Below are 25,720 nucleotides of genomic sequence, written 5' to 3'. Positions count from 1 at the left end.
TCGCAAGGATTCCCAATGCCCAAGATCAAGACCAATCGGGCGGCGGCCAAGCGCTTCCGGAAGACCGCTTCCGGCAAGTACAAGTGCGGCCACGCCAACAAGAGCCACATCCTCACCAAGAAAGCGACCAAGCGGAAGCGCAACCTGCGGCAGACGAACCATGTTCGTGCCGAGGACGCGGGCCGTCTGGACCGCATGCTGCCGTATTTGTGAGGAGATAAGACATGGCACGAGTCAAACGTGGTGTCATGGCGCGCGCGCGCCACAAGAAGGTCCTGAAGGCCGCCAAGGGTTACTACAACGCCCGTCGCAAGGTCTTCCGCGCCGCCAAGCAGGCCGTCACCAAGGCTGCGCAGTACGCCTACATCGGTCGCAAGCAGAAGAAGCGCCAGTTCCGCACCCTGTGGATCGCGCGTATCAATGCAGCGGCCCGCGCCAACGGCCTGAGCTACAGCCGTTTCATGAACGGCCTGCTGAAGGCCGGGGTCACCCTGGATCGCAAGGTGCTGGCGGACATCGCCGTGCACGATGCGGCGGGCTTTACCGCCCTGACCGAAAAGGCCAAGGGCGCTTTGGCGGCGTAAGCCGCTGATCCACACGCAAGTTGCATCGGTGGCGCAAGCCGCCAGGACGTGGGGAAGGGCGCAAGTCCTTCCCCATGTTTGTTTATGGGACCGGAAAACCTCATGGCCGATATCCAATCCATCACCACGCAGTCACTCGCCGACATCGCCGGCGCCGCAAGCCCCGACGCGCTGGAAGCGCTGCGCGTGGCCCTGCTCGGCAAGAGCGGCAGCATCACCGCGCAGCTGAAGGCGCTGGGCGCACTGCCCGGTGACCAGCGCAAGTCGGCGGGTGAGGCGATCAACCGCGCGCGCGATGTGATCTCCGAGGCGCTCGCCGCGCGCAAAGCCGCGTTGGACGATGCTGCGCTGGACACGCGTCTGGCCGCGGAAATCCTCGATGTCACCCTCCCCGGACGCGATGGCGAACGCGGTGGTGTGCATCCGGTCAGCCGCACCATGGAGCGCATGGTCGAGATCTTCGGGCGACTGGGTTACGAATTGGCCGACGGCCCCGAGATCGAGGACGACTGGCACAACTTCGAGGCGCTGAACTTCCCGCCGCATCACCCGGCGCGGGCGATGCACGACACGTTCTATTTTCCTGACGGTCGCCTGCTGCGTACGCATACATCGGGCGTGCAGGTGCGCTACATGAAGGATGTGAAGCCGCCGCTGCGGATGATCGCCGCCGGCAAGGTCTATCGCAGCGACTCCGACCAGACCCATTCACCGATGTTCCACCAACTGGAAGGCCTGCTGGTGGACGAGCATTCCACCTTCGCCGACCTCAAGGGCACGATCACCGAATTCCTGCGCGCGTTCTTCGAGCGCGATTTCGAGATGCTGTTCAAGCCGACTTACTTCCCCTTCGTCGAGCCGGGTGCCGACGTGGTGATCAAGTGGGACACCGCGGACGGCGGTTCGCGCTGGCTGGAGGTGCTGGGCTGCGGCATGGTGCATCCGAACGTGCTGCGCGCGGTCGGCATCGATCCCGAGCGCTACACCGGCTTCGCCTTCGGCATGGGCGTGGAACGACTGGCGATGCTGCGCTACGGCATCAACGACCTGCGCGCGTTCTACGAAAACGACGTGCGTTTCCTGAAGCAATTCGCGTGAGGCGGGGCGTATGAAATTCTCCGAAAACTGGCTGCGCCAGCACGTCCGCATCGATGCCGACAGTGCCGCCTTGCAGCACACCCTGACCATGATCGGTCTGGAAGTCGAGTCCAGCGCGGCAATTGGCAATGGGCTTGACGGCGTGGTGGTGGCGAAGATCCTGTCTGCCGAAAAACACCCGGAGGCCGACAAACTGCAGGTGTGTCAGGTCGACGCCGGTGGCGCGGTGCCACTGCAGATCGTCTGCGGCGCGCCGAACGCACGGCCCGGGTTGGTCGCGCCATTGGCGACCGTTGGTGCGGCGTTCGGCGGCTTCGAGATCAAGGCGGCCAAGCTGCGCGGGGTCGAGTCCCAAGGCATGTTGTGCTCGGCCAAGGAGCTGGGGATCGATGCCGATGCCTCCGGCCTGCTGGAGCTTCCCGCCGATGCGCCGGTCGGCGCTTCCATTGCCGAGTATCTCGGCCTGCCGGACACCATCGTCGAGCTGGGCCTGACCCCGAACCGTGCTGATTGCTTCGGCGTGCGCGGGATTGCCTTCGACGTCGCCGCCGCGTTCGGCAGCGTGGTCGAGCCGTTCGAGGCAGCGCCAGTGGCCGCAGCCAGTGCGTCGACCATGGCCGTCGAGTTGAACGCCGGGGCCGATGCGCCGCGCTTCTGCGGTCGGGTGATCGAAGGCGTCGATGCATCGGCGACCACGCCGATGTGGATGGCGCAGCGCCTGTTGCGCAGCGGCGTGCGCCCGATCAGCCTGTTGGTTGACGTCACCCAGTACGTGATGCTGGAACTTGGCCAGCCGATGCACGCCTACGACCGTGACTTGCTGAGGGGGCCGATCGGCGTGCGTCATGCGCGCACCGATGAAAGCGTGAAGCTGCTCAATGGCGAGACGGCCAAGCTCGATCCGCAGTTCCTCGTCATCACCGACGCCGATCGGGTGGTTGGCCTTGCCGGCATCATGGGCGGAGACGACACCAAGGTCGGCACTGCCACCCGCACCATCTTCCTCGAGGCCGCGCATTTTGCGCCCGCCGCGATCATCGGTCGCAGTCGCGAGCTCGGCCTGCACACCGATGCCGCGCACCGCTTCGAGCGTGGCGTCGACCCCGAACTGCCGTGCATCGCCATCGAATATGCAACGCGGCTGATCCTCGATATCGCCGGCGGCACGCCCGGCCCGGTGGTCGAGGCAGCGTTGCCGCAGCACCTGCCCAAACCGCAGGCGATCCACTTGCGGCGTGCGCGATTGGCGCGCGTGCTGGGCACGAGCGTGGCCGATGCCGAGGTCGCACGCATCCTGTCCGCGCTGGGCCTGGCGGTGGAGGCGAGCGACGACGGTTGGCAGGTGACGACGCCGGCGCGCCGCTTCGATCTGGCCATCGAGGAAGACCTGATCGAGGAAGTCGCCCGCATCCACGGCTACGACGCGATCCCGACCTCGCTGCCCGGTGGTGCCACCCGCTTGGTCAGCCCCAGCGAGACCCGCAGCAGCGCGCATGACCTGCGCCGGCAATTGGTCGCACGTGATTATCTGGAAGCGATCAATTTCGCATTCGTGGAGGCCAGCCAACTCGAGGCATGGTCGCTGGCCGACGGTGGCGTCGCGCTCGCCAATCCACTGAGCGCCGAGCTTGGGGTGATGCGCACATCGCTGTTGCCCGGACTGATGGCCGCTTTGACGCGCAATACCGCGCGCCAGCAGCCGCGCGTGCGCCTGTTCGAGCTCGGTCGCAGCTTTGCGGCCGGCGCGGTGGGGCCGCTCGAAACCCGCCGCATGGCCGCGGTGGCCTGTGGCGAGGCGGTGTCCGAGCAGTGGGGCATTGCGGCGCGCACGCTCGATTTCCACGACATCAAGGGCGACCTGGACAGCCTTGCCGCCGTCTCGGGCGTGACCCTGGAGTACCGTGCGGCGGTGCATCCGTTTGCGCATCCGGGTCGGAGTGCCGACGTCTATCGGGACGGCGTGCGGCTCGGCTGGATCGGCCAGGTGCATCCACGCCTGCAGGAGCGGCTCGGGATCGAGGCCGAGGTCTATGCCTTCGAACTCGATCTTGACGCATTGATGGCGCGGCCATTGCCGCGCGCCAAGCCCTTGTCGCGCTTCCCATCGGTACGTCGGGATCTTGCCTTCGTGGTTGGCGATGGCGTGGCCTGGGGCGCGTTGCGGGCGTCCGCGATCGCCGCGGGCGGCGCGCTGCTGCGCGAGGTGGGACTGTTCGACCGCTATCTCGGCAAAGGTATTGATCCGGGTTGCAAAAGTCTCGCCATGCGCTTGATTTTTCAGGATGATTCGCGCACTCTCACCGAGCAGGACGTGGAATCTGCGGTATCTGACGTCGTGGCTGCGCTGGGCCAGGGGTTCGGCGCAACGATTCGACGTTGACAGGGGATGGCAATGGCGTTGACCAAGGCAGAGATGGCCGAACGACTCTATGAGGAAGTTGGGCTGAACAAGCGCGAGGCGAAGGAATTCGTCGATGCGTTCTTCGATGGATTGAGCGAAGCTCTGGAGCAAGGCGGCCAGGTCAAGCTGTCCGGCTTCGGTAATTTCGACCTGCGGCGTAAGAGCCCGCGCCCGGGACGCAACCCGAAGACCGGCGAGGAAATCCCGATCACCGCGCGTACCGTGGTGACCTTTCGCCCAGGGCAGAAACTGAAGGCACAAGTCGAGGCTTACTCGGGCGTCTCGCATGCTTGATCCCGGCAGCAACCGCGAACTCCCGCCGATCCCGGCCAAGCGCTACTTCACCATCGGCGAAGTCAGCGAACTGTGTGATGTCAAACCGCATGTGCTGCGCTACTGGGAAACCGAGTTCCCCAGCTTGGAGCCCTCCAAGCGGCGCGGCAACCGCCGCTACTACCAGCGCCACGACGTGCTGATGGTGCGCCAGATCCGCAGCCTGCTGTACGAACAGGGCTACACCATCAGCGGCGCCCGCTTGCGCCTCGAAGGTGATGGTGCCAAGCAGGAATCCGCGCTGAGCGTGCAGATCGTGCGCCAGGTGCGCAGTGAACTGGAAGATGTGCTGCAGATCTTGCGCCACTGAATGCGCTCGATGCGATTCGCTTGGCGACGCGGTGCTCGCATTCGTTATAATCAGCATCCAACCGGGGTATAGCGCAGCCTGGTAGCGCACTTGTCTGGGGGACAAGTGGTCGTCGGTTCAAATCCGGCTACCCCGACCAAATCATCCGGCTCGCACCGGATTGTCCCGGAAGCCCTGCTGGAAAGCGGGGCTTTTGTTTTTTGCAGGTGGCGAGGCAGAATCGACCGCAGCGGCCTTGGACGAATCGTCGATGGGATCAGGAGAACGCATGACGACGTGGCTTGTCACCGGAGGGGCTGGATTCATCGGCGGCAACTTCGTGCTGGAGGCGGTGCAGCGTGGCATCAAGGTGATCAATCTTGATGCGCTGACCTATGCCGGCAATCGCGACACCCTGGCTGCTCTGGATGGCGATGCGAACCATGTATTCGTGCATGGCGAGATCGGTGATCGTTCGCTGGTGGATGCGTTACTGGTCGCGCACCGCCCGGATGCCGTGCTGAACTTTGCCGCGGAAAGCCATGTGGATCGATCGATCGACGGCCCGGCGGCATTCATCCGGACCAATGTGGTGGGCACATCGGTGCTGTTGGAGGCGATCTGCGACTACTGGAAGGGCTCATGCGGCGCGAGTGCTGAGACGTTCCGATTCCTGCATGTCTCCACCGATGAGGTCTACGGCTCGCTTGCTGACACCGGCAAGTTCACGGAAGCCACGCCGTATGCGCCGAATTCGCCGTATTCGGCGTCAAAGGCTGCATCAGACCACTTGGTCCGCGCCTTCCATCACACCTATGGCTTGCCGACGTTGACCACCCATTGCAGCAACAACTACGGACCTTACCAATTCCCGGAAAAGCTCATTCCGCTGGTGATTGCCAAGTCCTTGGCCGGAGAACCGCTGCCGGTGTACGGCGATGGCCAGCAGGTACGTGATTGGCTGTTCGTCAGCGACCATTGCGAGGCGATCCGCCTCGTGCTGGCCAAGGGCCGGGTAGGTGAGACCTACAATGTCGGCGGCGGCGCCGAGATGCAGAACATCGAAGTCGTCCACGCGATCTGCGCGCTTCTGGACCAGCGGCGCCCGCGAGCGGACGGCCTGCCACGCGCATCGCAGATTACCCATGTCACCGACCGTCCCGGCCATGACCGGCGTTATGCCATCGATGCCAGCAAGCTGCGCGATGAACTGGGATGGGTACCGCGCTACACCTTTGCGCAAGGCATTGCGGAAACCTTGGATTGGTATCTGCATAACCAGGCTTGGGTGCAGCGCGTACTGGACGGCAGTTATCGCTTGCAACGCATCGGGGTGTCGGCATGAGTGCGCAGCGCAGAGGCATCGTGCTGGCCGGCGGTTCCGGTACGCGCCTGTATCCCGTCACCCAAGCGATCAGCAAACAGCTGTTGCCTGTCTACGACAAACCGATGATCTACTACCCGCTGAGCGTATTGATGCTGGCTGGGATCCGCGAGGTCCTGGTCATCAACACGCCGCATGAGCAGGCCTTGTTCCAGCGGCTGCTGGGCGATGGTTCGCAGTGGGGCATGCGGATCGAGTACGCCGCGCAGCCCAGCCCGGACGGATTGGCGCAGGCCTTCCTGATCGGCCGCGACTTCCTTGCCGGTGCGCCGTCCTGCCTGGTGCTGGGGGACAATCTCTTCCACGGCCAAGGCCTCACCGACTTGCTGCAACGTGCCGATGCGCGGGAGGATGGCGCGACCGTGTTCGGCTACTGGGTGCGTGACCCGGAGCGCTATGGCGTGGCCGAATTTGACGCCGCCGGGAAGGTGGTGGGGCTGGAGGAAAAGCCGGCGGTACCGAAGTCGAATTACGCCCTGACCGGGCTGTATTTCTACGACCAACGCGTCTGTGATTTCGCAGCCGAGCTGAAGCCGTCCACCCGAGGCGAGCTGGAAATCACCGACCTCAACCGTCGATACCTCGATGATGGTGCGCTGTATCTGGAGAAGATGGGGCGCGGCTATGCCTGGTTGGATACGGGCACCCACGAAGCGCTGGTGGAGGCCTCCACCTATATCGAAACCATCGTCAAGCGTCAGGGCCTGCGGGTGTGTTGTCCGGAAGAGATTGCCTTCGCCAATGGCTGGATCGATGCCGATCAGTTGCTTGCGCTGGCGACGCCGCTGGCGAAGAACGGGTATGGGCAGTACCTGCTGGGCCTACTCAAGCCGGGTCGCGTGGCATGAAGGTTTTGGACACGGCATTGCCGGGTTGCGTGGTGATCGAGCCTGCCGTCTTCGGTGACGCACGGGGGTTTTTCTATGAGGGCTGGAACGCCGAGCGCTTCGGCCAGCATGGCTTGCCGACCCGGTTCGTCCAGCACAATGTCTCGCACTCGCAACGCGGCGTGCTGCGCGGCCTGCACTACCAATGGCCAAATCATCCGCAAGACAAGCTGGTCAGTGTGCTGGAGGGTGAAGTGTTCGACGTGGCGGTTGACATTCGCGTGGGGTCGCCCAGCTTCGGCCAGCATGTTGCAGCGCTCCTGAGTGCCGACAACAAGCGCCATTTCAGGATACCGGTGGGCTTCGCCCACGGTTTTCTGGTGTTGAGCGAGTCCGCGTTGATCACTTATCTGTGTACGGCGCCGTACGATCCCGCCAGTGATAACGCGCTGCGTTGGGATGATCCACAACTGGCCATTGACTGGCCGATGAGCAATGTCTCGCTGTCGTCCAAGGATGCCACCGCCCCGCGGTTGGCCGAGATCGCGACGAATCGCCTGCCGGTCTACGGCGCGCCATGAAGCTCCTGTTGCTGGGCGGCAACGGCCAGATCGGGTGTGAATTACGTCGCAGCCTGCCGCCGCTCGGGCAGTTGCTGGTGGCAACGCGCGATGGGTTGGAGGCGGATCAGGCGGCCGATTTCGAAGCGCCGGAGGCGCTGTCGTCCCTGGTGCAGGCCATCCAGCCCGAGGTGGTGGTCAATGCTGCCGCCTATACCGCAGTGGATAGGGCCGAAAGCGAGCCGGATGCAGCGTTCCGCGTGAATGCGTTGGGCCCGGCAGCGCTGGCCCAGGCCTGTGCAGCTGTCGATGCGCTGTTGGTGCATTACTCCACCGACTACGTCTTCGATGGCCAAAGCGCACGCCCCTATCGCGAGGACGATGCCACTGCGCCGCTGGGTACCTATGGTGCCAGCAAGCTGGCTGGCGAAGAGAAGATCCGCGCAAGCGGTGCACGCCACGTGATCCTGCGCACGTCCTGGGTGTATGCCGCGCACGGTCACAATTTCCTGCGCACCATGCTGAGGCTGGCGGGTGAGCGCGATCATGTGCGGGTGGTCGACGATCAATGGGGTGCGCCGACACCGGCAGCCTGGATCGCCGATGCCACGGCATTGCTGCTGCGGCAAGGCATGCGCAAGAGCGGCACTTGGAACCTGGTGGCAGCAGGTCAGACCAGTTGGCACGGGTTTGCGGAGGCGATCATGGAGGAAGCCCTTGTGCTCGGCCTGTTGTCGCGCAGCCCGGCCGTGCAGCCGATTTCCACCGCCGACTCTCCGACTCCGGCACGGCGTCCCGCCTATTCGGTCCTCGATACCAGCAGGCTGCAGGCGGATTTCGGGATCGCACCACCCGACTGGCGGGAAGGCCTGCGGGCGACGCTGCGCGAACTGACCACGCGCTCAGCCGGCTGAGTCGCGCCTTGCAAGGCACCAATGCCATGGCTCGTAGACGATGCCGTGGGGATTGTCGCGTGGGTAGCTCAAGCGGAAGCCATGCGCGGCGGCATTGGCTTGCAGCCAGGCGAATGCGGACGTGGTTTCGAAGCTTTCCTCGGCCGGCGGTTCGCCGGGCGTGCCGATGTCCAGTGCCAGCCCGGAATGGTGTTCCGAGAATCCGGGTGCAGCATTGACCGCAAGGATCTGTTCGACCGTCAGGCCGCGTGCCAGCTTGCGTTCGAAAATGCCGAGTTGGTAGTCATGGCTGCGATAGCCGGAGATGGCGTCCAGCACGATGCCATCTTCCAGCGCCGCGTTCTGCATCCGCCCCCACGCGCGGGCGGCGCCCGGGTCGAGCCAGAGCGCCCGCCGCCAGCGATCGAAGCCGGCAAAACGCAGCTGCGTCGGCTCTGGGATCAGGGCAAGGCCGCTGCGTGCGGCATAGCGGTCGGCGTCCAGGCCCAGGGTTTCCAGACGGACTTGCATTCGATGCAAGGGCAGCGTCGCGACCCGTTCGAGTCCGTTGCGGTGGCGGGCAGCGTCCTGAGCGAGGGTGCGCTTGGCGATGGCCAAGCCTGGTTCGCGGCTCAGGTTCGGGATCAGCGGTTGCAGGCCTTCCGCCAGCGCGACAGCGAGGTACTGTCCGTCGCGCTTGCGCCGCAGGACGCGCTGGGCGCGGGCCAGCAGGCGGGCGTGGCCGTTGCTGCGGGCTTGCAGCAACCCGCCCGGCCACAGTTCGATGTCCGCGGTGTTGAGCAGGGTTGCTCGCAGGGGGATGCAGGCGGTGCGCATGGGCGCAGGATAGGGCATCGCCGCGGTGGATTCAGGTGGCCGAGGCGGCGCGCAGCGCGTCGAGCAATGCCTGCGGCCGTTCAAGGCTGAGCAGGATGTGCTGCGTGCCGCCGCGCAGTGGTAGCCACAGCACGCGCTGGCGTTCGGTGAGCAGGCAGAAGGCGCTGCCCAGCTTGTTGCGCATCCTGTAATGCCCGGCGGTATAACCGATCGTGGCGTAACCGTTGCTCCGCCAGCCGGGGCGCAGTTCGGTGCGTTCGTCCAGGTTGACCACGCGGGCGCGGTCCAGATCGAGCTCGGCGGCGGCGGTGCGTTTGGAGTACATCGCGGCGCGGACGTGCAACGTGCCGCCATCCAGGGTCACCGCGCGCCGATGCATCAGCCACAGCAAGACCGGGAGCATGACGAGCACGAAGCCGATCGGAGGCAGCAGCGCGTACAGGGTCTTGAGCGGACCCTGGGCCGAATCGAGGACCGCGTAGAGCATGATGCCAAGGGGCAGCAGGCCCGCCAGCGCGATCATCGACAGCGGTGCTGCAATCGAGGGAGGGCTGACGTCGAAGGTCTTTGCCTCGGCACGCGTCATGGCTCAATGCGCTTTGATCCAGGTGGCCACATCGTCGATCAATGCCGCATCGACATGACCGGGTTGCTGCTGATCGGCCAGCGTAACTTCCCCTTCGCCAGCGATGCCGAGGTGGTTGAGCGTGTAGTACAGCTTGAATGTGACCTTGGGGGCGTCGTGGAAGGCGGACTTCCAGCCCTGCCAGTCGGCATCGACGACCTGGATGTCACGTGAGCCCTGCAGGATCAGCATGGGCAGTGTGACTTGCCGAGCTTCCGCAACCGCATCCACCGAATCAATGCTGCGCCAGTACCCCGCCGGCTGGTTCATGATGGTCGGCGTGGTCGCCGACGTCAGCGGATCTCGGGTCGTGCGAACCTGGTCGGTCAATGCGCTGATGGCCGAACGTTCGGCGTCATCGATCTTGCCGTCGTTGAGTGCAGCGAAACGACGGTTCTGCTCGATCAGGATGTCGAGCAGTGGCCTGGACGGTGCCGCCAGCAGGATCAGGCCATCGACGTGGCCGGACACGGCCGCGATCCGTGGCGCCATCATCGCCCCTTGGCTGTGGCCAAGCACGAAAATACGATTCAGGTCGATGCCCTCGGTTTTGCGCAGGGCATCGACGGCGATCACGGCGTCATTGGTGGTTTCGTCATCAACGGTGAAATTGCCGCTGGCAAAATCCTGCGGGCGCGCCTTGGTGCGCTTGTCGTAGCGCAGCACCGCGATTCCCTGTGCGGCCAGCCCACGGGCGATGTCGAGGAAGGGGCGGTTGGCGCCGATCGTTTCATCGCGATCCTGCGGGCCAGAGCCGTGGACCAGCACGACGGCGGGAAATGGGCCATTGCCTTTGGGGAGCGCCAGGGTGCCGGGCAAGGCCCGTTCGCCTTCGCCAACGCTGAAGTCCTGCTCGGTGAACGGTGCGTCGGCGGCAACTGCGGGCACCGGTTCGGCATGGGATGCGGGTTGGATCAGGAAACCGACGATCTTGCCTTCGGCATCGAATGCGAATTTTGCGAGCATTTCGCCCTTTTCGAAATGCAGGGGAATCATGACCAAGGTGGCACCATTCTGCTCGGCGGTTTGCGCCTCGCCGCGGCCGGTGGCTGCGCCCACCATCCCGGGCAGCGATTCCCACGCCGATTTCAGCTTGTCCTCGGGGACGGCGGCGGCCATCTGTGCGCCGAACAGTTGCTCGACCTGTGCGTACTGGCCCGCATCCAGTTGATCCAATGCCTGCAAGGCGATTGCGGCAGGCGTGGTGGCAGGCGAGGTGGATTGTGCTGCCGCGCCACCGAACGCAACGAAGCAGGCGGCTAGCGCGATCGACACTAGGGTGCGGCGCATTGTCAGGTTTCCTTCTTGAAAATGAGGGTAGGTGAAGACACGGTGGGGGTGGCGTGGACCACGTTGACCAATTCCCATCCCGCGCGCCCCTGTTTGTCAAGCTCTTCCTGCAAGGCTTCGAGCTTGAACCCGCCGAAGACGCCGGTCTTGAGTTCGATGACCAGGTAGGTCCATTTCTTGCTCATGATGCCCTCGCGGATTTCGGTTTGGCCTCGGGCAGTCGTCCGGCCTTGCGCAGGGCGTCGCGCAGCACGTATTCGATCTGCGCGTTGAGGCTGCGGAGTTCGTCGTCGGCCCAGCGCTGCGCGGCCGCAAGGACCTCGGCATTGATGCGCAGCGGGTAGGCTTTTTTTTCGCTCATGACGCCCGGTGGTGGTCAGTACAGCGAGCCGGTATTGACGATCGGCTGGGTGGCGCGTTCACCGCACAGCACCACCAGCAGATTGCTGACCATCGCCGCCTTGCGTTCCTCGTCCAGCTGCACCACGCCGTTCTTCTGCAGCTCGGCCAGCGCCATCTCGACCATGCCCACCGCACCGGCGACGATCCGGGTGCGTGCGGCGATGATGGCGTTGGCCTGTTGCCGTTGCAGCATCGCTTGGGCGATTTCTGGTGCATAGGCGAGGTGGCTGATGCGGGCATCGATGACCTCCACGCCGGCGTCGGCGAGGCGTTCGGTCAATTCGTCCTTCAGGTGCTGGCTGATTTCGGTGGCGTGACTGCGCAATGACACTTGCCCTTCTTCGTGCTGGTCGTAGGGATAGCTGGTGGCCATCGTGCGCAGCGCGGATTCGGATTGGATATGGACGAAGCTTTCGTAGTCATCGACGTTGTAGACCGCTTCCGCGCTGTCCATGACCTGCCAGACGATGACCGAAGCGATCTCGATCGGGCTGCCGTCCAGTTCGTTGACCTTGAGCTTGCCGCTCTCGAAATTGCGCACCCGCTGGCTGATCTTCTTCTTGGCGAAGAACGGGTTGTTCCAGCGCAGGCCGTTGTCCTTGACCGTGCCCACGTACTTGCCGAACAGGCTGAGCACCACCGACTGGTTGGGCTCGACCATGTAGAAGCCGGTCAGCGCGAACAGGCTGGCGATGCCGAGCACGATGGCGGCGATGAATTGCGGCCACAGGTGCTGGTTCATGCTCTGCACGAACAGCATGACGGCGATCACTGCAGCCAGGAGCAGTACCAGCAGCATCGGGATGCCGGAAAGGGAGCGGATCGGATTTTCTTTCATGGTCGTTCTCGATGGATGGAGCATGAAAAAAGATATCAAAATGATATCAAACAAGCAAGGGTCAGCCGACGAACGGTCGTTCGAACCAGTTCACTGCTGGGGGACGAGATAGAAGATCGGTGCCGGGCTGAACTCGCCGCTGGAATAAAGCCCGGTCCCGCCGGCGCTCCAGGTCAGCGCCTCCGCCTGTGGAATCGGCGGAACGTCGTGGGCTTCGGGCGAATGTGAAACCGCATCGGCCCAGTCCTCAGCCTCCGCCCGCCGGTAGAACAGCACGCTGCCGTAGGTCAGCACGGCCAGGGTGTTGCGGTCCGGAGACACATCGGCGGCGGTGACTTGGGAAAACAGCGCAGCCAATGTGGGATCCTGCAGTTTCAGTTCGGGGTCAGCCTGTGGCACGCCTTCAAGACGGCCGATACGGCGTGCTTCCAACACTGCGCCATGCGGGTTGGCGAGAGGCAGCGAAAACAGTTCGGGAGGCACGCGTTTCTTCGAAATCAACAGGACCTGGCCGAGCACGGCATCGACCGCCACCGCTTCGCAATCACGCGGGCCATCTGGCCAGCGCGCATGGATGCTCCAGCGCGGCCGCAGCACGCCGCTTTCGAGCTTGGCAGGTTCCTCGAACACGTAGAGGACGAAATCGCGGCGGTGGCCACCGTTGTCGCCGGTATCGGCCAGCAGCAGGTAATGGTGGCCGGCGAGGTCGAAACTCGAGATGTCTTCCCAGTCGACGTTTTTTGCACCTTCTACGTCGAATCGCGCCAGCAGGCGGCCGCGGGTGCTGATTGCATAGAGTCGGGCAGGATTGCCACTGTCGTTGTGGGCCCACAGCACACCGTCGTGAGCGCGGGAGGCTGCCAAGCCGCTGATTTCGTCGAGTTGACGGCTGACGATCAAGCCGGAAAGACGTGCAAACGGCAGGTTCGGGGCAGAGCAGCCGACGACCCACGATGCCACCGCGATTGCGAAGATGAGGAACGGGAGCAGGCGGGTGCGCAAGGGCATGGCGAAAGCATCGCATGCACAGCGCCAGCCGCGAAGAGGCAGGGTGCAGGCAGGGGGCGTCGGAAGCTGAAACCAGTGGGTCGGATGTCCGGATCCGTGCGCTGGCTTCCGGCTTGCCACCCATGAGAGGATGGGCCATGGCTGAATCTTCGGGTTATGCGGTGTTCTTGTTTGGGCCGGCGCTTGAAGCGCTTGGTGACGCGATCAAGCCTTACCTGCAGGTGGGGCCCGCCGGCCCGTTCGTGCCTTGTCGTGAGGTCGATACCGGCGGGGCGTTCGTGGAAATGCTCCTGGAAGGACGGGCGCCAGATGGCCGCGTCGTCGAATTGGAGTTGATGGTTCCGGGCAGCATGGTACGGATGATCGTATCGGCACGCGCGGATGCAGAGTTCGGTTTCTACGACCGCAAGAAACTTGCCGCAGTGGCGCTAGCCAGGGAATCCGCGCCGCCAGATGCGGGCAGTGTCGGCGGCGAAGCGGCGCAATAGCGCCTTGCCGGGTTGGCTGAAGCGTCGACTATCCGGGCGCGTCGTCGCTTTCCATGTCCGTCATCCAGCGGACCCAGCCGCGGCCATTGAAACGTTCCGTCGGCCTGAAGCGACGTTTGTAATCCATCTTCGGATGACCGGCGATCCAATAACCAAGGTAAAGGTAGGCGCGGCCATCGCGCCGGGCCCATTCGATCTGGCGCAGGATGCCAAGGGTGCCCAGGCCGCGTTCTGACGCATCCGGTTCATGGAAGGTGTAGACCGCCGAGAGTGCACCCGGGACGAGATCGGTGACGGCGACACCGAGCAGGCGATGGCTTCCCTGTTCTCGCAACTCGAGGAACCGGCTGTCATTCCAGCAACCGATCAGGAATTGTTCGAACTCATGGGCGCCATGGTCGTCCATGCCGCCGCCAGCATGGCGCGTCGACAGGTAGCGCTGGTAGAGCGCCAGACGTTCATGCGTGCATTCGGCCGGTACGATGCGTGTTTCGATGTCCGCGTTGCGACGCAGGCAGCGACGCTGGCTGCGGTCTGGACGGAAATCGGCGACCGGAATACGAACCGCGATGCAGGCGTTGCAGGCATGGCAGCTGGGTCGATAAACGATATCACCGGAGCGTCGGAAGCCCCATTCCAGCGCCGTCGGATAGAACATCGGCAGCCGTGGGTCGCGCTGGTCGAGGACAAGGTCGCGTGCTTCGCGCTCCGGCCAATAGCCGCAGGGGTGGGGTGCAGTACGAAACAGCCGCAGGGAGTCGTCGTTGCCGCCCATGCCTGAAGCATAACGCCTTCGTTCAGCCACGAGCAGCCTTGGTCGTCAACGGGAGCAGGTGACAGGCGTTGTCTACCCAACCCCGGACGTTCCGGGAGGAGAACAGGTCATGAAATTGCTCAATTTGCTTGTCCTTGCCGCGGCCTGTGCCGGTGTGTCGGCGGCTGCCATTGCCCAGACTGCACCGACGACGACTCCGGCCGCCTCGCCCGCAACACCGGCAGCGGCCGGTCGCCACGGGATGAGGATCGATGCCAATGGTGATGGCATGGTGTCGCGGCAAGAGGCTGCATCGTTTCCGCGGATGGCCGAGAAGTTCGACCAGATCGATGCCGACAAGGACGGCAAGCTGTCCAACAGCGAGTTGCAGGCCTGGCGTGGGCAGATGAGGCAGGGCCGCGGGCATGGTGACCGGGTTGCGGATCCTGAGCGTCAAGCGCGCATGGCAGAACGCCGCAACGCCTGCTTCGACAAGGCGGATACGGACCACAACGGCCAGCTGAGTCGCGAGGAATTCTCGAAATTGCGCGAAGCGTGCGGCCCGATGCAGATGAGGGCAGGCGGCGCACGCCATCGGCAAGGCAATAACCGGCCTGGGCAGGTTGCACCGCAGGGATGAAATCGTGATGCGGGATCGTGCCCGAGCGGCATCGAGGGTGACATGACGCGTGAGCGACGGTCATCGGACCAAGGATTTTCGGTCATGGCACAGGGACGTGCCGGTGGAGGAATGCCCATCGGGTCCGTTGCGTTGAAGCAGGATTCGAACAGTTGGCTGGATTGGCTGTGTTTCTGGCGAGGTGCCAAAGGTCAGCGTGCGTCCAGCACGCTCCAGTCTCGGCCGTCCCGTTGCACCGACACTGTCGTTGACGCGGTGTCGCCGATCCTGAGCTGCACTTCACCGCTGCCGCTTCCATCGGTCATGTAGCGTTCGACCGCGATGCGCAGCGCCTGCGGGTCATTGCAGGACGACGCCGGGCGGACGCTCAAGCCACCGTTCGTGACCATCGTGAAGACCTCGGTCGCCGGGTCCTTGCCATCGATGCTGGCGCAGACAACCTGGGCCCTGTGTTGGCTTGCCGCGGTCGAAATCAGCTTGGCCGCAAGCGCCTTCGGAACATCGAGCCGGAACACGCTGGTCTCGGTGATCGCTTCCGGAATGACCGCCGGCGCGGCGGCAGGGCGCGGTGCAGGTGCGACCGGCGGTGCGCCCTTGTGTCGCGGCAGGAACACGATCAGGGCGATGACCACGCCGATCATCGCCAGCAGGCCGATCCGCCAGCGCTTGCGCGCCGTCGAGTTGGCGCCCGAACCCGGTGTGAAGCTGAAGCGATCATTGGGCAGCGCGTTGGCGTCACTCTCGCGGGTGGATTCCAGCAGGCCCAGTTCACGCAGGATTTGGCGTGCGCGCGGCTGGTCGTCGGCATTGACGATCCACAGTGTGGGCAATGTCTCCGGGTCACGCGCCTTGCGCAGGTCGTAGCTGAAGTTGCCGCGGCGATAACCCCGCCAGGAACGGCCGTTGGCGATCTTTACCTCGATGCCCTGCTTGCGCAGCAGGTCGGCAGCGACTTCCACGTTTTCCAGCCGCTGGCTGCGGAACACCTGCCTCACGGCGTCGGCTCGGGTGGGAGCACGCGGATCAGGCCTTCCTGCGCGCTGCTGGCAATCAGGCGCCCGCTGCGGTCGAAGATCTGTCCACGCGCCAGGCCGCGGCTCTCCTGCGCACTGGGGCTGTCGATCGCGTACAGCAGCCAGTCGTCGGCGCGGAACGGGCGATGGAACCACAGCGCGTGGTCGAGCGAGGCCATCTGCACATTCGGCTGGTAGTAGCTGATCCCGTGCGGGAACGTGGCGGTGCCGAGCAGGTGGAAGTCGCTGGCATAGGCCAGCAGGGCGCGGTGCAGCTCCGGCGCGTCGCCGACCTTCTCGCTGAGTCGGAACCAGACCTGCTGGAACGGTGGCCGCTTGGGCGGATTCAGCTCATCGCGCGGATAGATATGGCGGAACTCGAACGGGCCGGTGCGATCCAGCCAGCGCTGGACCTTGATCGGCAGCAGCGCCAGTTTCTCGGCGGGAACCGCGGGCGAGGGTTCGAGGTCTTCCGGCTTGGGCACTTCCGGCATCGACAGCTGGTGCTCGGCACCCACTTCATGGTCCTGGAACGAGGCCGCGCAGAAAAACACCACCTGGCCATGCTGGATCGCCGTCACCCGTCGCACCGAAAAACTGCCGCCGTCGCGGGTGCGATCCACGCTGTAGACGATCGGCGCCTCGATGTCGCCGGCGCGCAGGAAATAGGCGTGCAGCGAATGCGCGGCGCGTGGGGATTTTAGGGTGGCCTGTGCGGCGGAAAGCGCCTGTCCCAGCACCTGGCCGCCGAACACGTATTTGGTCCCAATGTCGCGGCTCTGGCCGCGGAACAGGTTGTCTTCCAGCCGTTCCAGCGACAGCAGTTCGATCAGTTCGGAGACGGGGGAGGTCATCGGTGGATTATAGCGGGGGGCCGAAGGTGGGCGGTTTTGCGGGATGGCGTGGCGGGATGCGGACTCCGTTCATGGTTCGACAGGCTCACCACGAACGGGATGTTGGCCCACCACGGACGGGGTTGGGGGGGCATCGGCGAGGTCTTCACGAAGTGCCGTCACCGTTCGCCCTGAGCCTGTCGAAGGGTGAACGGTGGTTGGCAAGGCCAGTCAGGCTGCGATCCGGGATTCCTGATCCGGATCAAGCCGTTCGCGGCAGCGGAACCGATTGCAGCACCGCCTCCCACGGAAAACATGAACCGGGATCGCGCTTGCGGAGAACGCGCTTGGTCGGGTCGTCGCTGGCCGGGACTACGGTCGTATCGAGATCTTCGTGGCCGGCGATCTGGGTCAGCGAGGGGATGCGCGCGTGCAAGCTGTTGACCAGTGCGACCAGCGCCGCGATCTGCGCCTCCGGATAGGCCTCGTCCATCGCCTGATGGCGTGAGTCCAGCCAATCCGGATAGCGCCCGGTATTGACCAGTTCGATGCCGATACTGCGCGGGTTCCAGCCGTGCACGTGGTGGGCGATGCGATCGGGCGGCACGTATTCCTCGATCCGGCCGTCGCGGTCGATGTAGTAGTGCCCGCTGTTGCCGGTGCCGGAGGGGTACAGCACGCGTTCGCCGAACGCCCGCGCCATGGGCAGGTCGGGCAGTTCGGTGCAGTGGATCACCACGGTGTCGATCTGCGCCGTTGCGCGCCGTTCCAGCGCGTCGACGTAGGGCAGGGGATGGCGGTGGATGACGGGTGGCGGCACGCGCCGATGCTAGCATCCGCGCATGAAAGGACACTGCATTCTCTCCCACGGCTTCGAAAGCGGTCCCGGTGCCAGCAAGGTGACGGCACTGGCCGAAGTCGCCGAGCGCATGGGCTACAGCCACGAGCGCCCCGATTACACCGATCTGGATGGCCAGCGCGAGGTCACTCCACTGGGCGACGTGCCGGCGCGGATCGCGCGTCTGCTGATGCTGGCGCAGACGGCGGCCGCACGCGGCCCGCTGGTGCTGGCCGGCTCCAGCCTCGGCGCTTACATCAGCGGCTTCGTGTCGCTGCAGGTGCCGGTGGCCGGGCTGTATTTCATGGCGCCGCCGGTGGTCATGGCCGGTGCGCTGCCGATGCCCGCCGCCGACGTGCCGACCGCGATCATCCACGGCTGGCACGACGAGTTGATTCCTGCCGCGCAGGTGGTGGCATGGGCCGGCTCTCGCGCCGCGCGTTTGTTGCTGGTCAACGACAGCCATCGCCTGAGCGATCACGTGCAGGCCAGCGCCGATGCGTTCGCCGCGCTGCTGGCTTCGCTGGTCATGCCCGCGCAGGCGGGCATCCATGGACGTTGAGACGGCTGGTCGTCATTGCATCCTTTGTTCGTCGGTCCCGCTTTCGCGGGAATGACAACAACTACCCAAGCGTGTCGGAGTTCATTTGAAATTTTTCGCCTCCTGCGGCAAGGGTCTGGAATACCTGCTGGCCGATGAATTGCAGGCGCTGGGCTGTGCCCGTGCCACCGCGACCATGGCGGGTGCCAATGTCGAAGGTACGCTGGAGGACGCGCAGCGCGCGGTGCTGTGGTCGCGCCTGGCCAGCCGCGTGCTGTGGCCGATCGCCGAGTTCGACTGCGCCGACGAGCATGCGCTGTACGCCGGCAGCTGCGCGGTGGATTGGGCGCGGCACATCGGCCCGATGCACAGCATCGCCATCGATGCGCATGTCTCCGGCGCGGCGATCACCCATGCGCGCTACGCCGCGCAGCGGGTCAAGGATGCCATCGTCGATGTCCTGCGCCAGCAGACCGGGCAGCGCCCGGACGTGGACGTGGAAGCGCCCGACGTGCGCATCAGCCTGGTGCTGCGCAAGGGCCGCGCGATCCTCTCGATCGACCTGTCCGGCGGCCCGATGCATCGGCGCGGCTGGCGCAAGGTGCAGGGGGTGGCGCCGCTGAAGGAGACCGTGGCGGCGGCGGTGCTGCTGCGCGGCGGCTGGCCCAAGGCGCATGCCGAAGGTGGCGATCTGCTCGACCCGATGTGCGGCAGCGGCACCCTGTTGATCGAAGGCGCGCTGATGGCCGCGGATGTCGCGCCGGGGCTGCGTCGCCACGACGGCTTGCCGCCGACGCGCTGGCTGGGCTTCGATCAGGCGCAGTGGCAGGCCTTGTGCGAGGACGCGACCGCGCGCGCCCAGCGTGGACTGGCGGCGCTGCGCCCCTGCATTCGCGGCAGCGATCTCGATCCGCACGCCATTCGCGCCGCCCGCGAGAACGCGGAGCTCGCCGGAGTGCGGGAAGCCATCGACTTCAGCGTGCGGGATATCACCGAGCTTCCGCAGCAGGCCAACGCGAAGGGCGTGGTGGTGTGCAACCCGCCGTATGACGCACGCCTGAGCGCCGATCCGGCCTTGTATCGCAGCTTGGGCGATGCGCTCAAACACGCCGCGCCGCAGTGGCGTGCCGCCCTGCTGTGCGGGGATGCCGAACTGGCCCGTGCCACCGGTCTGCGGGCGAAGAAGAGCTATCAGATTTTCAATGGCGCGATCGAATGCAGCCTGATTGCGGTGGATCCGATCGCGCCAGCGCAGCGTGAGGGAACGGACAAGCGCGCGCTGCCGGAAGGCGCGCAGATGGTCGCCAACCGGATGCGCAAGAACCTCGACAAACTGGCGCGCTGGCGGCAGCAAGAGCAGATCAGCTGCTTCCGCGCCTACGATGCCGACATTCCCGAATACGCCTGCGCGGTGGATGTGTACACCACGCTGGAAGGCGAGACTTGGCTGCACGTGCAGGAATACGCCGCACCCGCCGAGATTCCCGAGGCCACCACCCGCAAGCGCCTCAACGACCTGCTGATCGGCGTGCGCGAAGTGTTCGGCCTGCCGAAGGAGCGGGTCGCGGTGAAAACCCGCAGCACCGGCAAGGGCGGCAGCAAGTACGGCCGTTTCGACCATCGCGGTGAATTCCTCACGGTCGAGGAAGGCGCCGCGAAGCTGCGCGTCAACCTGTTCGATTACCTCGACACCGGCCTGTTCCTCGACCACCGTCCGCTGCGCGCACGGATGGCGCTGGAAGCGCGCGGCAAGCGCTTTCTCAACCTGTTCTGCTACACCGGCGCGGCCACCGTGCAGGCGGCGGTGCAGGGCGCTGCGCTGACCACCAGCGTCGATCTGTCCGCGACCTATCTGGAATGGTTGGCCGACAACCTGCGCGAAAACGCGATTGGCGGCACTCGCCACCGCATTGCCCAGGCCGATGCGCTCAAATGGCTGGAAGCCGACCGCGACGTGCACGACGTGATCTTCTGCGACCCGCCGACCTTCTCCAATTCCAAGCGCGCCGCCGATTTCGACGTGCAGCGCGACCACGTGCGCCTGCTGCGCGCCGCGGTGGCGCGGCTGGCACCGGGCGGCGTGCTGTATTTCTCCAACAACTTCCGCCGATTCAAGCTGGATGCGGCCGCGCTGGCCGAGTTCGCGCAGGTGGAGGACATCAGCACAGCCACCATCCCACCGGATTTCACGCGCAATGCCCGTATTCATCGGGCGTGGCGAATCAGCGCGCGCTGACCGCACTTGCGGTTCATGCAACACTGGCATGGACCTTGGAATGCGATAAGAGGGGGTAGCCATGAGGCCTGATGCACGAATGTTGTTGAAGTCTGCGCTTGTGTTGTCCGGCCTGTTGCCGGGCATGGATGCACGCGCACAAACGGCTGCGCCGCCGGTTCAGGCAAATGCCCATCTGCAAGCCTTCGGCTCGCAGCAGGAACTGGATGGCCTGCTCGTGGGTTGGCACCGGAAGGTGGTTGAAGCGCGACGAGGCCGTCAGGACAGAGCGTCGGCCGCAGGAAGCGGGGTGCCTTCGCCAGCGCCGGCCTCTCCGTCGTCGGCGGCACCCGCAGCGCTTGAAAGCCCAGGAACGTTGGGTTCCGTCACTGTCATGGGTACAGCCGCCAGTGCCAACGATTCCATCACCAACAACCAGACCCAAGGCGTGGACGAGGGCGATATCGTCAAGCGCAGTGGCGAATTCCTGATCATCTTGCGGCGCGGACGGCTGTTCAGCCTTCGAATCGGCGGCGATGCCCTGCAGTCGGTGTCTCATGTGGACGCCTATGCACCTGGAGCCGATCCGCGGGGAACCTGGTACGACGAAATGCTGGTCAGCGGCAGCAATGTGGTCGTCATCGGATACAGCTACCGTCGATCGGCCACCGAGCTTGGCCTGTTCACGCTGGCCGCGGACGGAACCTTGCGCTATCGCGATACGTATTACCTGCGCAGCAATGACTATTACGACTCGCGCAACTACGCCAGTCGCCTGATCGGGACCACCCTGCTGTTCTACACGCCACTGCATTACGACCCGGGATTCGGAACTGACCTCGTGTATCCGGGGTTGGCGCGCAGGCCCAAGGGTGATGGGTCGATGGAGTTCAAGCGCCTGTTGCCGGCCGATGCGATCTTTCGCGCCGATGCAGGGCTCGATCCGTTGAGTGACGCCATCACCCTGCATACGGTGACACGCTGCGAGCTGGCTGAGGCAACGCCACGTTGCACCGCGACCGGTGTGCTGGGGCCGAGTGGCGACGAGTTCTATGTTTCGCGCAACGCGGTGTACGTGTGGACCGATACAGGTTCGACCGAAGGTCCCGGGCACGTCTTGCGCATGCCGCTGGACGGTGGTCCGGTGTCTGCGCTGCAGGTGCGGGGCATTCCGATCGATCAGATGTCCTTCCTCGAGGACGACGGCGGCAGCCTGAACGTGGTCGTGCAGTCGCAGGGCAATGGCGTGGGCATGTGGCGGAGTCAATGGGGATCGGGTCGGCTCGCGCTCTTGCGCACGCCGCTGACGGCCTTCGGCTCCCTCCAGGCCTCCACCCCGGATGCGGCCTACCGCTTCTTGCCGCCGGTCAGTGAGGGAGATCGACAGAATCGCTTCATCGGGGATTGGCTGGTGTATGGCGCATCGTCGTATCGGTGGCGCCGGCACGACGACACGAATGCCAATCCGGCCTATGCAGTGCGCTACGCGCAGCCGGATGCACCCATCCGCATGCTGCCGCTGGCGCATGACGTGCAGCGGATCGACGCGATGGGGGCCGATGCCGTGCTGGTGGGCCCGCAAGCTGATGATCTGGTGTTTTCGACGGCAGCGCTGGAGTCGTCGCGGGCATCGCTGCGGTCGCGGTTCGTGTTGGCGGGCGCAAGCCAGGGCGAAAGCCGGACACATGGCTATTCGTATCGACGCGACGGTGATCGTCTGGGCGTGATCGGCTTGCCGGTATTGCGGACGGCCGCGGACACGCAGCGTCCGTTTGCCGGTGCGCCAAGCGAAACGGCCTCGGTGCTGTATCTCAGGAACGACGCCTTGCGGCTGAGCAGGCTGGGCGAGTTGGACGCGCAGGCCAAGCGGCTCCGCGACGACCACTGCAAGGCCAGTTGCGTGGACTGGTATGGCAACGCCAGACCGATCTTCATCGGCCCGCGGGTGTTCGCGCTGATGGGCTACGAACTGGTCGAAGGCACCCTGTTGGGCGATCGGATCCGGGAGCGCCGACGCGTCGATTTTGCGCCGGAATGACGTAACGTGGATGGAGACGGGCGCGGGGCAGCGTGTAGCCGTGGCCAAGAACGTTGAGGGGGCAGGGGGATGGGGCTTGCGGACGCCATCGTCGGGCGTGTGGTCCGTCGGACTGCCGGGGTGTTCCTGCAACCTTGCCCAGTCGTCGATCCGCCTGCGGGAAGCGCGGGCGCGGCCCTGCTCGCCGGGCTTTCGCTGTTCCAGAAGCTGGGACAACTGGGCGTCGCGGCGGATGGCGAGGAATTCCTCATCCACGCTTCTCCGCTGCGGATCCGCGGCGCTATCCAGCCGCGTGGCGGCAACGGCAAGGAACCCGCTCAGGTGTTTGCGTCGGACAACGTCGTGTTCGCGCTGCTGCATGCGCAGCAAAGGCTCTGGCGAACGGATCCGGACGCGTCCCTGCGCGGCATTCCCTGCCATCCGCCCGTGCATGGGGGCCTTTACCGCTGGCTGCATCCGTTCTCAGACGGCGCCGAATACGGTTTCGTCAGCCTCCACGAGGCGCTTGAACGGGCGGTGGATCCCGATCGGCAGGTCTACTTGCACCTGTGCCGCCGCCAGGGATTTCTGCTGCGCCGCCAGGGCGCCGTCAGCCGGCTTTCTCGCGGGTGGATCCGCAGTACTGGCGAATGGGTGTCGCCTTCCGCGGTCGTGCCAGAGCACGTGATTGCGGCGAGCCTGGGGGATCTCGGCTGCCGGGTGTCCCTGCACCCGGAAGGGACCACGCACCTGCAGGCGTTGTTGCGCTACCGGTCAGCGCGCACTGCGTGTTGGAGTCGGGACGTGCGGGATTCCGGCGAGGTGGCGCTGGCGCGGGGCAGGGTTCGATAACCCGCGTGCCGGCGTTGCCACGTCATTGCAAAATGTGCGGCAACCAGACAATTTCGCCCATGCCGTGGCGTGGTGGCAGACAAATTCTCGCCGGTTCCGAGCCCTACTTCTTGCGTCGCCCGAACAATCCGCCGGTGGCGGGAGGATTGCGTACAGGGGTGGGCGCAGGTGGCTCCAAGGTGCTCTGGTTGGCGCTGACCGCGTAGCCGGTCGCCAGATTGGCGTTGATGAAGTCGCGGACTTCGTCCTCGGGCACGCCTGCTGCCACGGCGATTTCAGCCGCAGTGGCCGCTGCCTTCATCATCACGGTTGCGATCCGGAAATGGCGTGGATATTCGCGTTCGATCTGCGGCCATTTGCGGAGCTGGTAAGGTCCGGCGATCTTGTTGCCGGAGAGCAGCCCACCGAACCAAGTCAAGCGAACCAGTGGCTGGGCGGGGCCAATCTTGCGTGCTTCGGCTTCCCATGCGGCGTCGTCAGGGGTTGTGGACCAAGCGTCGCCGGGCTCTGCCGCGAAGCATGGGGTGATCGACTTGAGTTCCTTGGGGCCATGCCAGACACCGGCGTTGGTGTCGAGCAGGACCACGCTGCCGTTCTTGGCCTCGATACGGACACGGCGCGACGGACCGCGCACGCCCATCCAGCCACGCAGGGTGCGCGGAGCATTGGCAGACGATTGGGTTGCAGTCTCTTGTTGGCGGGCGGGCGCAGGGTCTGGAGACCTGTTGGCCGGTTCGATTGCGGCCGCCTGCTGCTCGACCGGTTCGAACTCTGCGCTTTCAGGCGTGGCTGCCGAGGGCGCGTCGTCGATGACGCTTTCCTGGGGGGCGATCACGGCCTCAGGTTCGACAAACACCGGCTGCACTTCGGGCAGGGGCGCCGGTTCGTAGCCGCTGCCGCCTGCGTCCTTCGATTCCGCGTGGGCGATTTCGCTCAGCAGCACGGCAAGGTCGTCGACATTGATCGGACGCGGCAGTCGGTACGGCGTTTTGCTGCGCTTGGCAGAGGTCAGGCCAATCACCTTGCGACCGGTGCCGTGGAGCTTCAACCAACTCATCGGACCATACAAGCTGTCCATGTCGACCACGACGTATTCTGCGCTGTCGTCGGATACGAGGGTCCAGACATTCCCGCTGCGGGCATTGGCAGTATTGAATGCGGCTTGGATCTCGCCTTCCGTTGCGCGATCCATTCCCGTGGTCCCGAATGTCAGAGTCATGTTGTCCTTTCCCCATGCGATCGCGGGTCGCCTGTATCGATTCAACACGATCACGGACACCCGCATTGCATCGATATGCACTGCGTGAACCCTTGATAATACCCGATCATGATGGCATTCCGAAGCCACGCGCGTCGGTGTTGCATGGCAACAGGATGCACCCGCGCCTCGAGAGGACACGCGTAGCCCGTCAAGGTGGCCATTCAGCCGTGGCGTCGCGGGTTTTTCGGCAGTTGTGCCTTCAGGAAGGCCATCTGGTCGGCGAGGATGTTGCGGTTGGACAGGATCAGGTGCTCGATCCAACTGGGCCGGTAAGGGACGGCGAGCAGCGGCATCCCGGCCTGCTGCGGGGTGCGGTTGCCTTTGTGCGAATTGCAGTGGAAGCAGGCTGAAACCACGTTTTCCCAGACGTCACGCCCACCTTTCGAGATCGGATGCACATGGTCGCGGGTCAGCGAATTGCCATGGAATTGGCGTCCGCAGTACAGACACAGGTGCTGGTCGCGGGCGAACAGGGCAGGATTGGTCAGCGCGGGCGTGGGATCGAGCGCACCGGGGCGGGCGTGGCCGCGCGCGGCGATGATCGGATGCAGCCGGATCAGGCTCTGTGCGCCGCTGGCGCGGCTGATGCCGCCATGGATCGACAAGCAGGGCTCACCCAGGGTCCAGGCAACGGCATCGCGGGCGTACAGACAGGTGGCATCCTGCCAGCTCAGCCAATCGAGTGCGCGGCCGTGGGCGTCCAAACCGAGCAAGCGCAGGCCCGGCAGGCGCGCCGCCCGCGTCTCGGCGAATCCATCGAGGGAAGCGAGCCCATCCGCGAGGCTTGCCGCGGATCGGGCTCCGGCGTGGACCGGGCGAACTGTCGCGCTGTCGGTCTCCATCGGGAAACCAGTTTATACGCCTTCGCTGACGGTTTGGATACCCTCGTTGGCACGGAC

29 protein-coding genes and 1 tRNA gene are annotated in these 25,720 nt (G+C 64.9%); 17 read left to right on the top strand and 13 right to left on the bottom strand.

The annotated features are described in order from the left end of the window. Positions 1-15 precede the first annotated feature (15 nt). From rpmI to rfbD, 11 genes are all read left to right on the top strand, one after another. Positions 16-213, top strand: a complete 198-nt coding sequence (gene rpmI, locus IT472_RS02675) for a 50S ribosomal protein L35 (protein WP_027083463.1) — start codon at positions 16-18, stop codon at positions 211-213. 11 nt (positions 214-224) lie between these two features. Further along, positions 225-584, top strand: coding sequence for a 50S ribosomal protein L20 (gene rplT, locus IT472_RS02670; protein WP_297177969.1), 360 nt, complete (start codon positions 225-227; stop codon positions 582-584). 102 nt (positions 585-686) lie between these two features. Then, entirely contained in the window at positions 687-1,682 is a 996-nt protein-coding gene (gene pheS / locus IT472_RS02665) for a phenylalanine--tRNA ligase subunit alpha (protein ID WP_297177966.1), read from the top strand. A 10-nt stretch (positions 1,683-1,692) separates the two neighbouring features. Continuing rightward, positions 1,693-4,062 carry a phenylalanine--tRNA ligase subunit beta gene (pheT, locus tag IT472_RS02660; RefSeq protein WP_297177964.1) on the top strand — a complete coding sequence of 790 codons (2,370 nt, stop codon included), beginning with the start codon at positions 1,693-1,695 and terminating at the stop codon, positions 4,060-4,062. Positions 4,063-4,074: 12 nt separating this feature from the next. Continuing rightward, positions 4,075-4,377, top strand: a complete 303-nt coding sequence (locus tag IT472_RS02655; RefSeq protein WP_297177961.1) for an integration host factor subunit alpha — start codon at positions 4,075-4,077, stop codon at positions 4,375-4,377. Continuing rightward, positions 4,370-4,726 carry a MerR family transcriptional regulator gene (locus IT472_RS02650; RefSeq protein WP_297177958.1) on the top strand — a complete coding sequence of 119 codons (357 nt, stop codon included), beginning with the start codon at positions 4,370-4,372 and terminating at the stop codon, positions 4,724-4,726. The genes IT472_RS02655 and IT472_RS02650 overlap by 8 nt, the downstream gene beginning before the upstream one ends. 62 nt (positions 4,727-4,788) lie before the next feature. Next, positions 4,789-4,865, top strand: a tRNA-Pro gene (locus IT472_RS02645). A 129-nt stretch (positions 4,866-4,994) separates the two neighbouring features. Further along, entirely contained in the window at positions 4,995-6,050 is a 1,056-nt protein-coding gene (rfbB, locus tag IT472_RS02640) for a dTDP-glucose 4,6-dehydratase (RefSeq protein WP_297177955.1), read from the top strand. Beyond that, a complete protein-coding gene (gene rfbA, locus IT472_RS02635) occupies positions 6,047-6,937 on the top strand; it encodes a glucose-1-phosphate thymidylyltransferase RfbA (RefSeq protein WP_297177950.1) in 891 nt (296 codons plus the stop codon). Before rfbB ends, rfbA begins: the two co-directional genes overlap by 4 nt. After that, positions 6,934-7,497, top strand: a complete 564-nt coding sequence (gene rfbC, locus IT472_RS02630; protein WP_297177947.1) for a dTDP-4-dehydrorhamnose 3,5-epimerase — start codon at positions 6,934-6,936, stop codon at positions 7,495-7,497. The genes rfbA and rfbC overlap by 4 nt, the downstream gene beginning before the upstream one ends. Beyond that, on the top strand, positions 7,494-8,390 hold the full coding sequence (rfbD, locus tag IT472_RS02625) for a dTDP-4-dehydrorhamnose reductase (RefSeq protein WP_297177944.1): 897 nt from the start codon (positions 7,494-7,496) through the stop codon (positions 8,388-8,390). The genes rfbC and rfbD overlap by 4 nt, the downstream gene beginning before the upstream one ends. On the opposite strand, the gene IT472_RS02620 is transcribed toward rfbD, so the two are convergent. The 7 genes from IT472_RS02620 to IT472_RS02590 all read right to left on the bottom strand — a co-directional run bounded on the left by IT472_RS02620 (position 8,379) and on the right by IT472_RS02590 (position 13,369). Further along, positions 8,379-9,206 carry a M15 family metallopeptidase gene (locus IT472_RS02620; RefSeq protein ID WP_297177942.1) on the bottom strand — a complete coding sequence of 276 codons (828 nt, stop codon included), beginning with the start codon at positions 9,204-9,206 and terminating at the stop codon, positions 8,379-8,381. The two genes, rfbD and IT472_RS02620, sit on opposite strands and share 12 nt — an antisense overlap. 31 nt (positions 9,207-9,237) lie before the next feature. Beyond that, positions 9,238-9,792: a hypothetical protein gene (locus tag IT472_RS02615; RefSeq protein ID WP_297177937.1), complete on the bottom strand. Its 555-nt coding sequence runs from the start codon at positions 9,790-9,792 to the stop codon at positions 9,238-9,240. A gap of 3 nt (positions 9,793-9,795) precedes the next feature. Beyond that, positions 9,796-11,121, bottom strand: coding sequence for an alpha/beta fold hydrolase (locus IT472_RS02610; protein WP_297177934.1), 1,326 nt, complete (start codon positions 11,119-11,121; stop codon positions 9,796-9,798). A gap of 2 nt (positions 11,122-11,123) precedes the next feature. Continuing rightward, on the bottom strand, positions 11,124-11,306 hold the full coding sequence (locus IT472_RS02605) for a DUF4177 domain-containing protein (RefSeq protein ID WP_297177931.1): 183 nt from the start codon (positions 11,304-11,306) through the stop codon (positions 11,124-11,126). Next, positions 11,303-11,482 (bottom strand): Arc family DNA binding domain-containing protein, encoded by a 180-nt coding sequence (locus IT472_RS02600; RefSeq protein ID WP_297177928.1) that lies wholly within the window; start codon positions 11,480-11,482, stop codon positions 11,303-11,305. The genes IT472_RS02605 and IT472_RS02600 overlap by 4 nt, the downstream gene beginning before the upstream one ends. A gap of 15 nt (positions 11,483-11,497) precedes the next feature. Then, positions 11,498-12,361, bottom strand: a complete 864-nt coding sequence (locus tag IT472_RS02595; RefSeq protein ID WP_297177925.1) for an SPFH domain-containing protein — start codon at positions 12,359-12,361, stop codon at positions 11,498-11,500. A 90-nt stretch (positions 12,362-12,451) separates the two neighbouring features. Then, complete coding sequence (locus IT472_RS02590; protein WP_297177922.1) at positions 12,452-13,369, bottom strand: hypothetical protein; 918 nt, start codon at positions 13,367-13,369, stop codon at positions 12,452-12,454. A gap of 137 nt (positions 13,370-13,506) precedes the next feature. On the opposite strand from IT472_RS02590, the gene IT472_RS02585 reads away from it, so the two are divergent. After that, positions 13,507-13,857: a hypothetical protein gene (locus IT472_RS02585; protein ID WP_297177919.1), complete on the top strand. Its 351-nt coding sequence runs from the start codon at positions 13,507-13,509 to the stop codon at positions 13,855-13,857. 28 nt (positions 13,858-13,885) lie between these two features. Here IT472_RS02585 and IT472_RS02580 read toward each other — a convergent pair whose 3' ends face one another. Then, on the bottom strand, positions 13,886-14,632 hold the full coding sequence (locus IT472_RS02580; RefSeq protein ID WP_297177916.1) for an arginyltransferase: 747 nt from the start codon (positions 14,630-14,632) through the stop codon (positions 13,886-13,888). A gap of 109 nt (positions 14,633-14,741) precedes the next feature. On the opposite strand from IT472_RS02580, the gene IT472_RS02575 reads away from it, so the two are divergent. Continuing rightward, a complete protein-coding gene (locus tag IT472_RS02575; protein WP_297177913.1) occupies positions 14,742-15,251 on the top strand; it encodes an EF-hand domain-containing protein in 510 nt (169 codons plus the stop codon). A gap of 191 nt (positions 15,252-15,442) precedes the next feature. On the opposite strand, the gene IT472_RS02570 is transcribed toward IT472_RS02575, so the two are convergent. The 3 genes from IT472_RS02570 to IT472_RS02560 form a co-directional block, all read right to left on the bottom strand. Continuing rightward, on the bottom strand, positions 15,443-16,246 hold the full coding sequence (locus tag IT472_RS02570; RefSeq protein WP_297177911.1) for a hypothetical protein: 804 nt from the start codon (positions 16,244-16,246) through the stop codon (positions 15,443-15,445). After that, complete coding sequence (tesB, locus tag IT472_RS02565) at positions 16,243-17,118, bottom strand: acyl-CoA thioesterase II (RefSeq protein ID WP_297177908.1); 876 nt, start codon at positions 17,116-17,118, stop codon at positions 16,243-16,245. Before tesB ends, IT472_RS02570 begins: the two co-directional genes overlap by 4 nt. Positions 17,119-17,359: 241 nt before the next feature. After that, the gene (locus IT472_RS02560; protein WP_297177905.1) at positions 17,360-17,917 is read right to left on the bottom strand and encodes an N-acetylmuramoyl-L-alanine amidase; all 558 of its coding nucleotides are present in this window, start codon (positions 17,915-17,917) and stop codon (positions 17,360-17,362) included. Between the two features lie 22 nt (positions 17,918-17,939). Here IT472_RS02560 and IT472_RS02555 point away from each other — a divergent pair, with 22 nt between their 5' ends. The 4 genes from IT472_RS02555 (at position 17,940) to IT472_RS02540 (ending at position 23,560) form a co-directional block, all read left to right on the top strand. Then, positions 17,940-18,497 (top strand): hypothetical protein, encoded by a 558-nt coding sequence (locus IT472_RS02555; protein ID WP_297177902.1) that lies wholly within the window; start codon positions 17,940-17,942, stop codon positions 18,495-18,497. 85 nt (positions 18,498-18,582) lie between these two features. Further along, positions 18,583-20,712 carry a bifunctional 23S rRNA (guanine(2069)-N(7))-methyltransferase RlmK/23S rRNA (guanine(2445)-N(2))-methyltransferase RlmL gene (gene rlmKL, locus IT472_RS02550; protein ID WP_297177899.1) on the top strand — a complete coding sequence of 710 codons (2,130 nt, stop codon included), beginning with the start codon at positions 18,583-18,585 and terminating at the stop codon, positions 20,710-20,712. Between the two features lie 373 nt (positions 20,713-21,085). Continuing rightward, entirely contained in the window at positions 21,086-22,729 is a 1,644-nt protein-coding gene (locus IT472_RS02545; protein WP_297177896.1) for a beta-propeller domain-containing protein, read from the top strand. Positions 22,730-22,798: 69 nt separating this feature from the next. Further along, entirely contained in the window at positions 22,799-23,560 is a 762-nt protein-coding gene (locus tag IT472_RS02540) for a hypothetical protein (RefSeq protein WP_297177893.1), read from the top strand. Between the two features lie 103 nt (positions 23,561-23,663). On the opposite strand, the gene IT472_RS02535 is transcribed toward IT472_RS02540, so the two are convergent. Continuing rightward, positions 23,664-24,752, bottom strand: coding sequence for a hypothetical protein (locus IT472_RS02535; RefSeq protein WP_297177890.1), 1,089 nt, complete (start codon positions 24,750-24,752; stop codon positions 23,664-23,666). 230 nt (positions 24,753-24,982) lie between these two features. Next, positions 24,983-25,663: an HNH endonuclease gene (locus IT472_RS02530; RefSeq protein WP_297177886.1), complete on the bottom strand. Its 681-nt coding sequence runs from the start codon at positions 25,661-25,663 to the stop codon at positions 24,983-24,985. Positions 25,664-25,720 lie beyond the last annotated feature (57 nt).

This window comes from Thermomonas sp., assembly GCF_020850895.1.
Lineage (GTDB): Bacteria > Pseudomonadota > Gammaproteobacteria > Xanthomonadales > Xanthomonadaceae > Thermomonas.
Note: the sequence above shows the minus strand (reverse complement) of the source record. Positions and strands in the feature narration are given on the sequence as shown.

Coding starts and splice junctions, on each gene's coding strand:
- rfbB (WP_297177955.1), top strand. CDS start 4,995: ATGACGACGTGGCTTGTCACCGGAGGGGCTGGATTCATCGGCGGCAAC.
- IT472_RS02555 (WP_297177902.1), top strand. CDS start 17,940: ATGAAAGGACACTGCATTCTCTCCCACGGCTTCGAAAGCGGTCCCGGT.
- pheT (WP_297177964.1), top strand. CDS start 1,693: ATGAAATTCTCCGAAAACTGGCTGCGCCAGCACGTCCGCATCGATGCC.
- IT472_RS02585 (WP_297177919.1), top strand. CDS start 13,507: ATGGCTGAATCTTCGGGTTATGCGGTGTTCTTGTTTGGGCCGGCGCTT.
- IT472_RS02650 (WP_297177958.1), top strand. CDS start 4,370: ATGCTTGATCCCGGCAGCAACCGCGAACTCCCGCCGATCCCGGCCAAG.
- IT472_RS02530 (WP_297177886.1), bottom strand. CDS start 25,663: ATGGAGACCGACAGCGCGACAGTTCGCCCGGTCCACGCCGGAGCCCGA.
- IT472_RS02545 (WP_297177896.1), top strand. CDS start 21,086: ATGGGTACAGCCGCCAGTGCCAACGATTCCATCACCAACAACCAGACC.
- IT472_RS02620 (WP_297177942.1), bottom strand. CDS start 9,206: ATGCGCACCGCCTGCATCCCCCTGCGAGCAACCCTGCTCAACACCGCG.
- IT472_RS02600 (WP_297177928.1), bottom strand. CDS start 11,482: ATGAGCGAAAAAAAAGCCTACCCGCTGCGCATCAATGCCGAGGTCCTT.
- IT472_RS02590 (WP_297177922.1), bottom strand. CDS start 13,369: ATGCCCTTGCGCACCCGCCTGCTCCCGTTCCTCATCTTCGCAATCGCG.
- IT472_RS02535 (WP_297177890.1), bottom strand. CDS start 24,752: ATGGATCGCGCAACGGAAGGCGAGATCCAAGCCGCATTCAATACTGCC.
- rplT (WP_297177969.1), top strand. CDS start 225: ATGGCACGAGTCAAACGTGGTGTCATGGCGCGCGCGCGCCACAAGAAG.
- IT472_RS02595 (WP_297177925.1), bottom strand. CDS start 12,361: ATGAAAGAAAATCCGATCCGCTCCCTTTCCGGCATCCCGATGCTGCTG.
- IT472_RS02580 (WP_297177916.1), bottom strand. CDS start 14,632: ATGGGCGGCAACGACGACTCCCTGCGGCTGTTTCGTACTGCACCCCAC.
- IT472_RS02605 (WP_297177931.1), bottom strand. CDS start 11,306: ATGAGCAAGAAATGGACCTACCTGGTCATCGAACTCAAGACCGGCGTC.
- rfbC (WP_297177947.1), top strand. CDS start 6,934: ATGAAGGTTTTGGACACGGCATTGCCGGGTTGCGTGGTGATCGAGCCT.
- rfbD (WP_297177944.1), top strand. CDS start 7,494: ATGAAGCTCCTGTTGCTGGGCGGCAACGGCCAGATCGGGTGTGAATTA.
- IT472_RS02610 (WP_297177934.1), bottom strand. CDS start 11,121: ATGCGCCGCACCCTAGTGTCGATCGCGCTAGCCGCCTGCTTCGTTGCG.
- tesB (WP_297177908.1), bottom strand. CDS start 17,118: ATGACCTCCCCCGTCTCCGAACTGATCGAACTGCTGTCGCTGGAACGG.
- rpmI (WP_027083463.1), top strand. CDS start 16: ATGCCCAAGATCAAGACCAATCGGGCGGCGGCCAAGCGCTTCCGGAAG.
- IT472_RS02540 (WP_297177893.1), top strand. CDS start 22,799: ATGGGGCTTGCGGACGCCATCGTCGGGCGTGTGGTCCGTCGGACTGCC.
- IT472_RS02575 (WP_297177913.1), top strand. CDS start 14,742: ATGAAATTGCTCAATTTGCTTGTCCTTGCCGCGGCCTGTGCCGGTGTG.
- pheS (WP_297177966.1), top strand. CDS start 687: ATGGCCGATATCCAATCCATCACCACGCAGTCACTCGCCGACATCGCC.
- IT472_RS02655 (WP_297177961.1), top strand. CDS start 4,075: ATGGCGTTGACCAAGGCAGAGATGGCCGAACGACTCTATGAGGAAGTT.
- IT472_RS02615 (WP_297177937.1), bottom strand. CDS start 9,792: ATGACGCGTGCCGAGGCAAAGACCTTCGACGTCAGCCCTCCCTCGATT.
- rfbA (WP_297177950.1), top strand. CDS start 6,047: ATGAGTGCGCAGCGCAGAGGCATCGTGCTGGCCGGCGGTTCCGGTACG.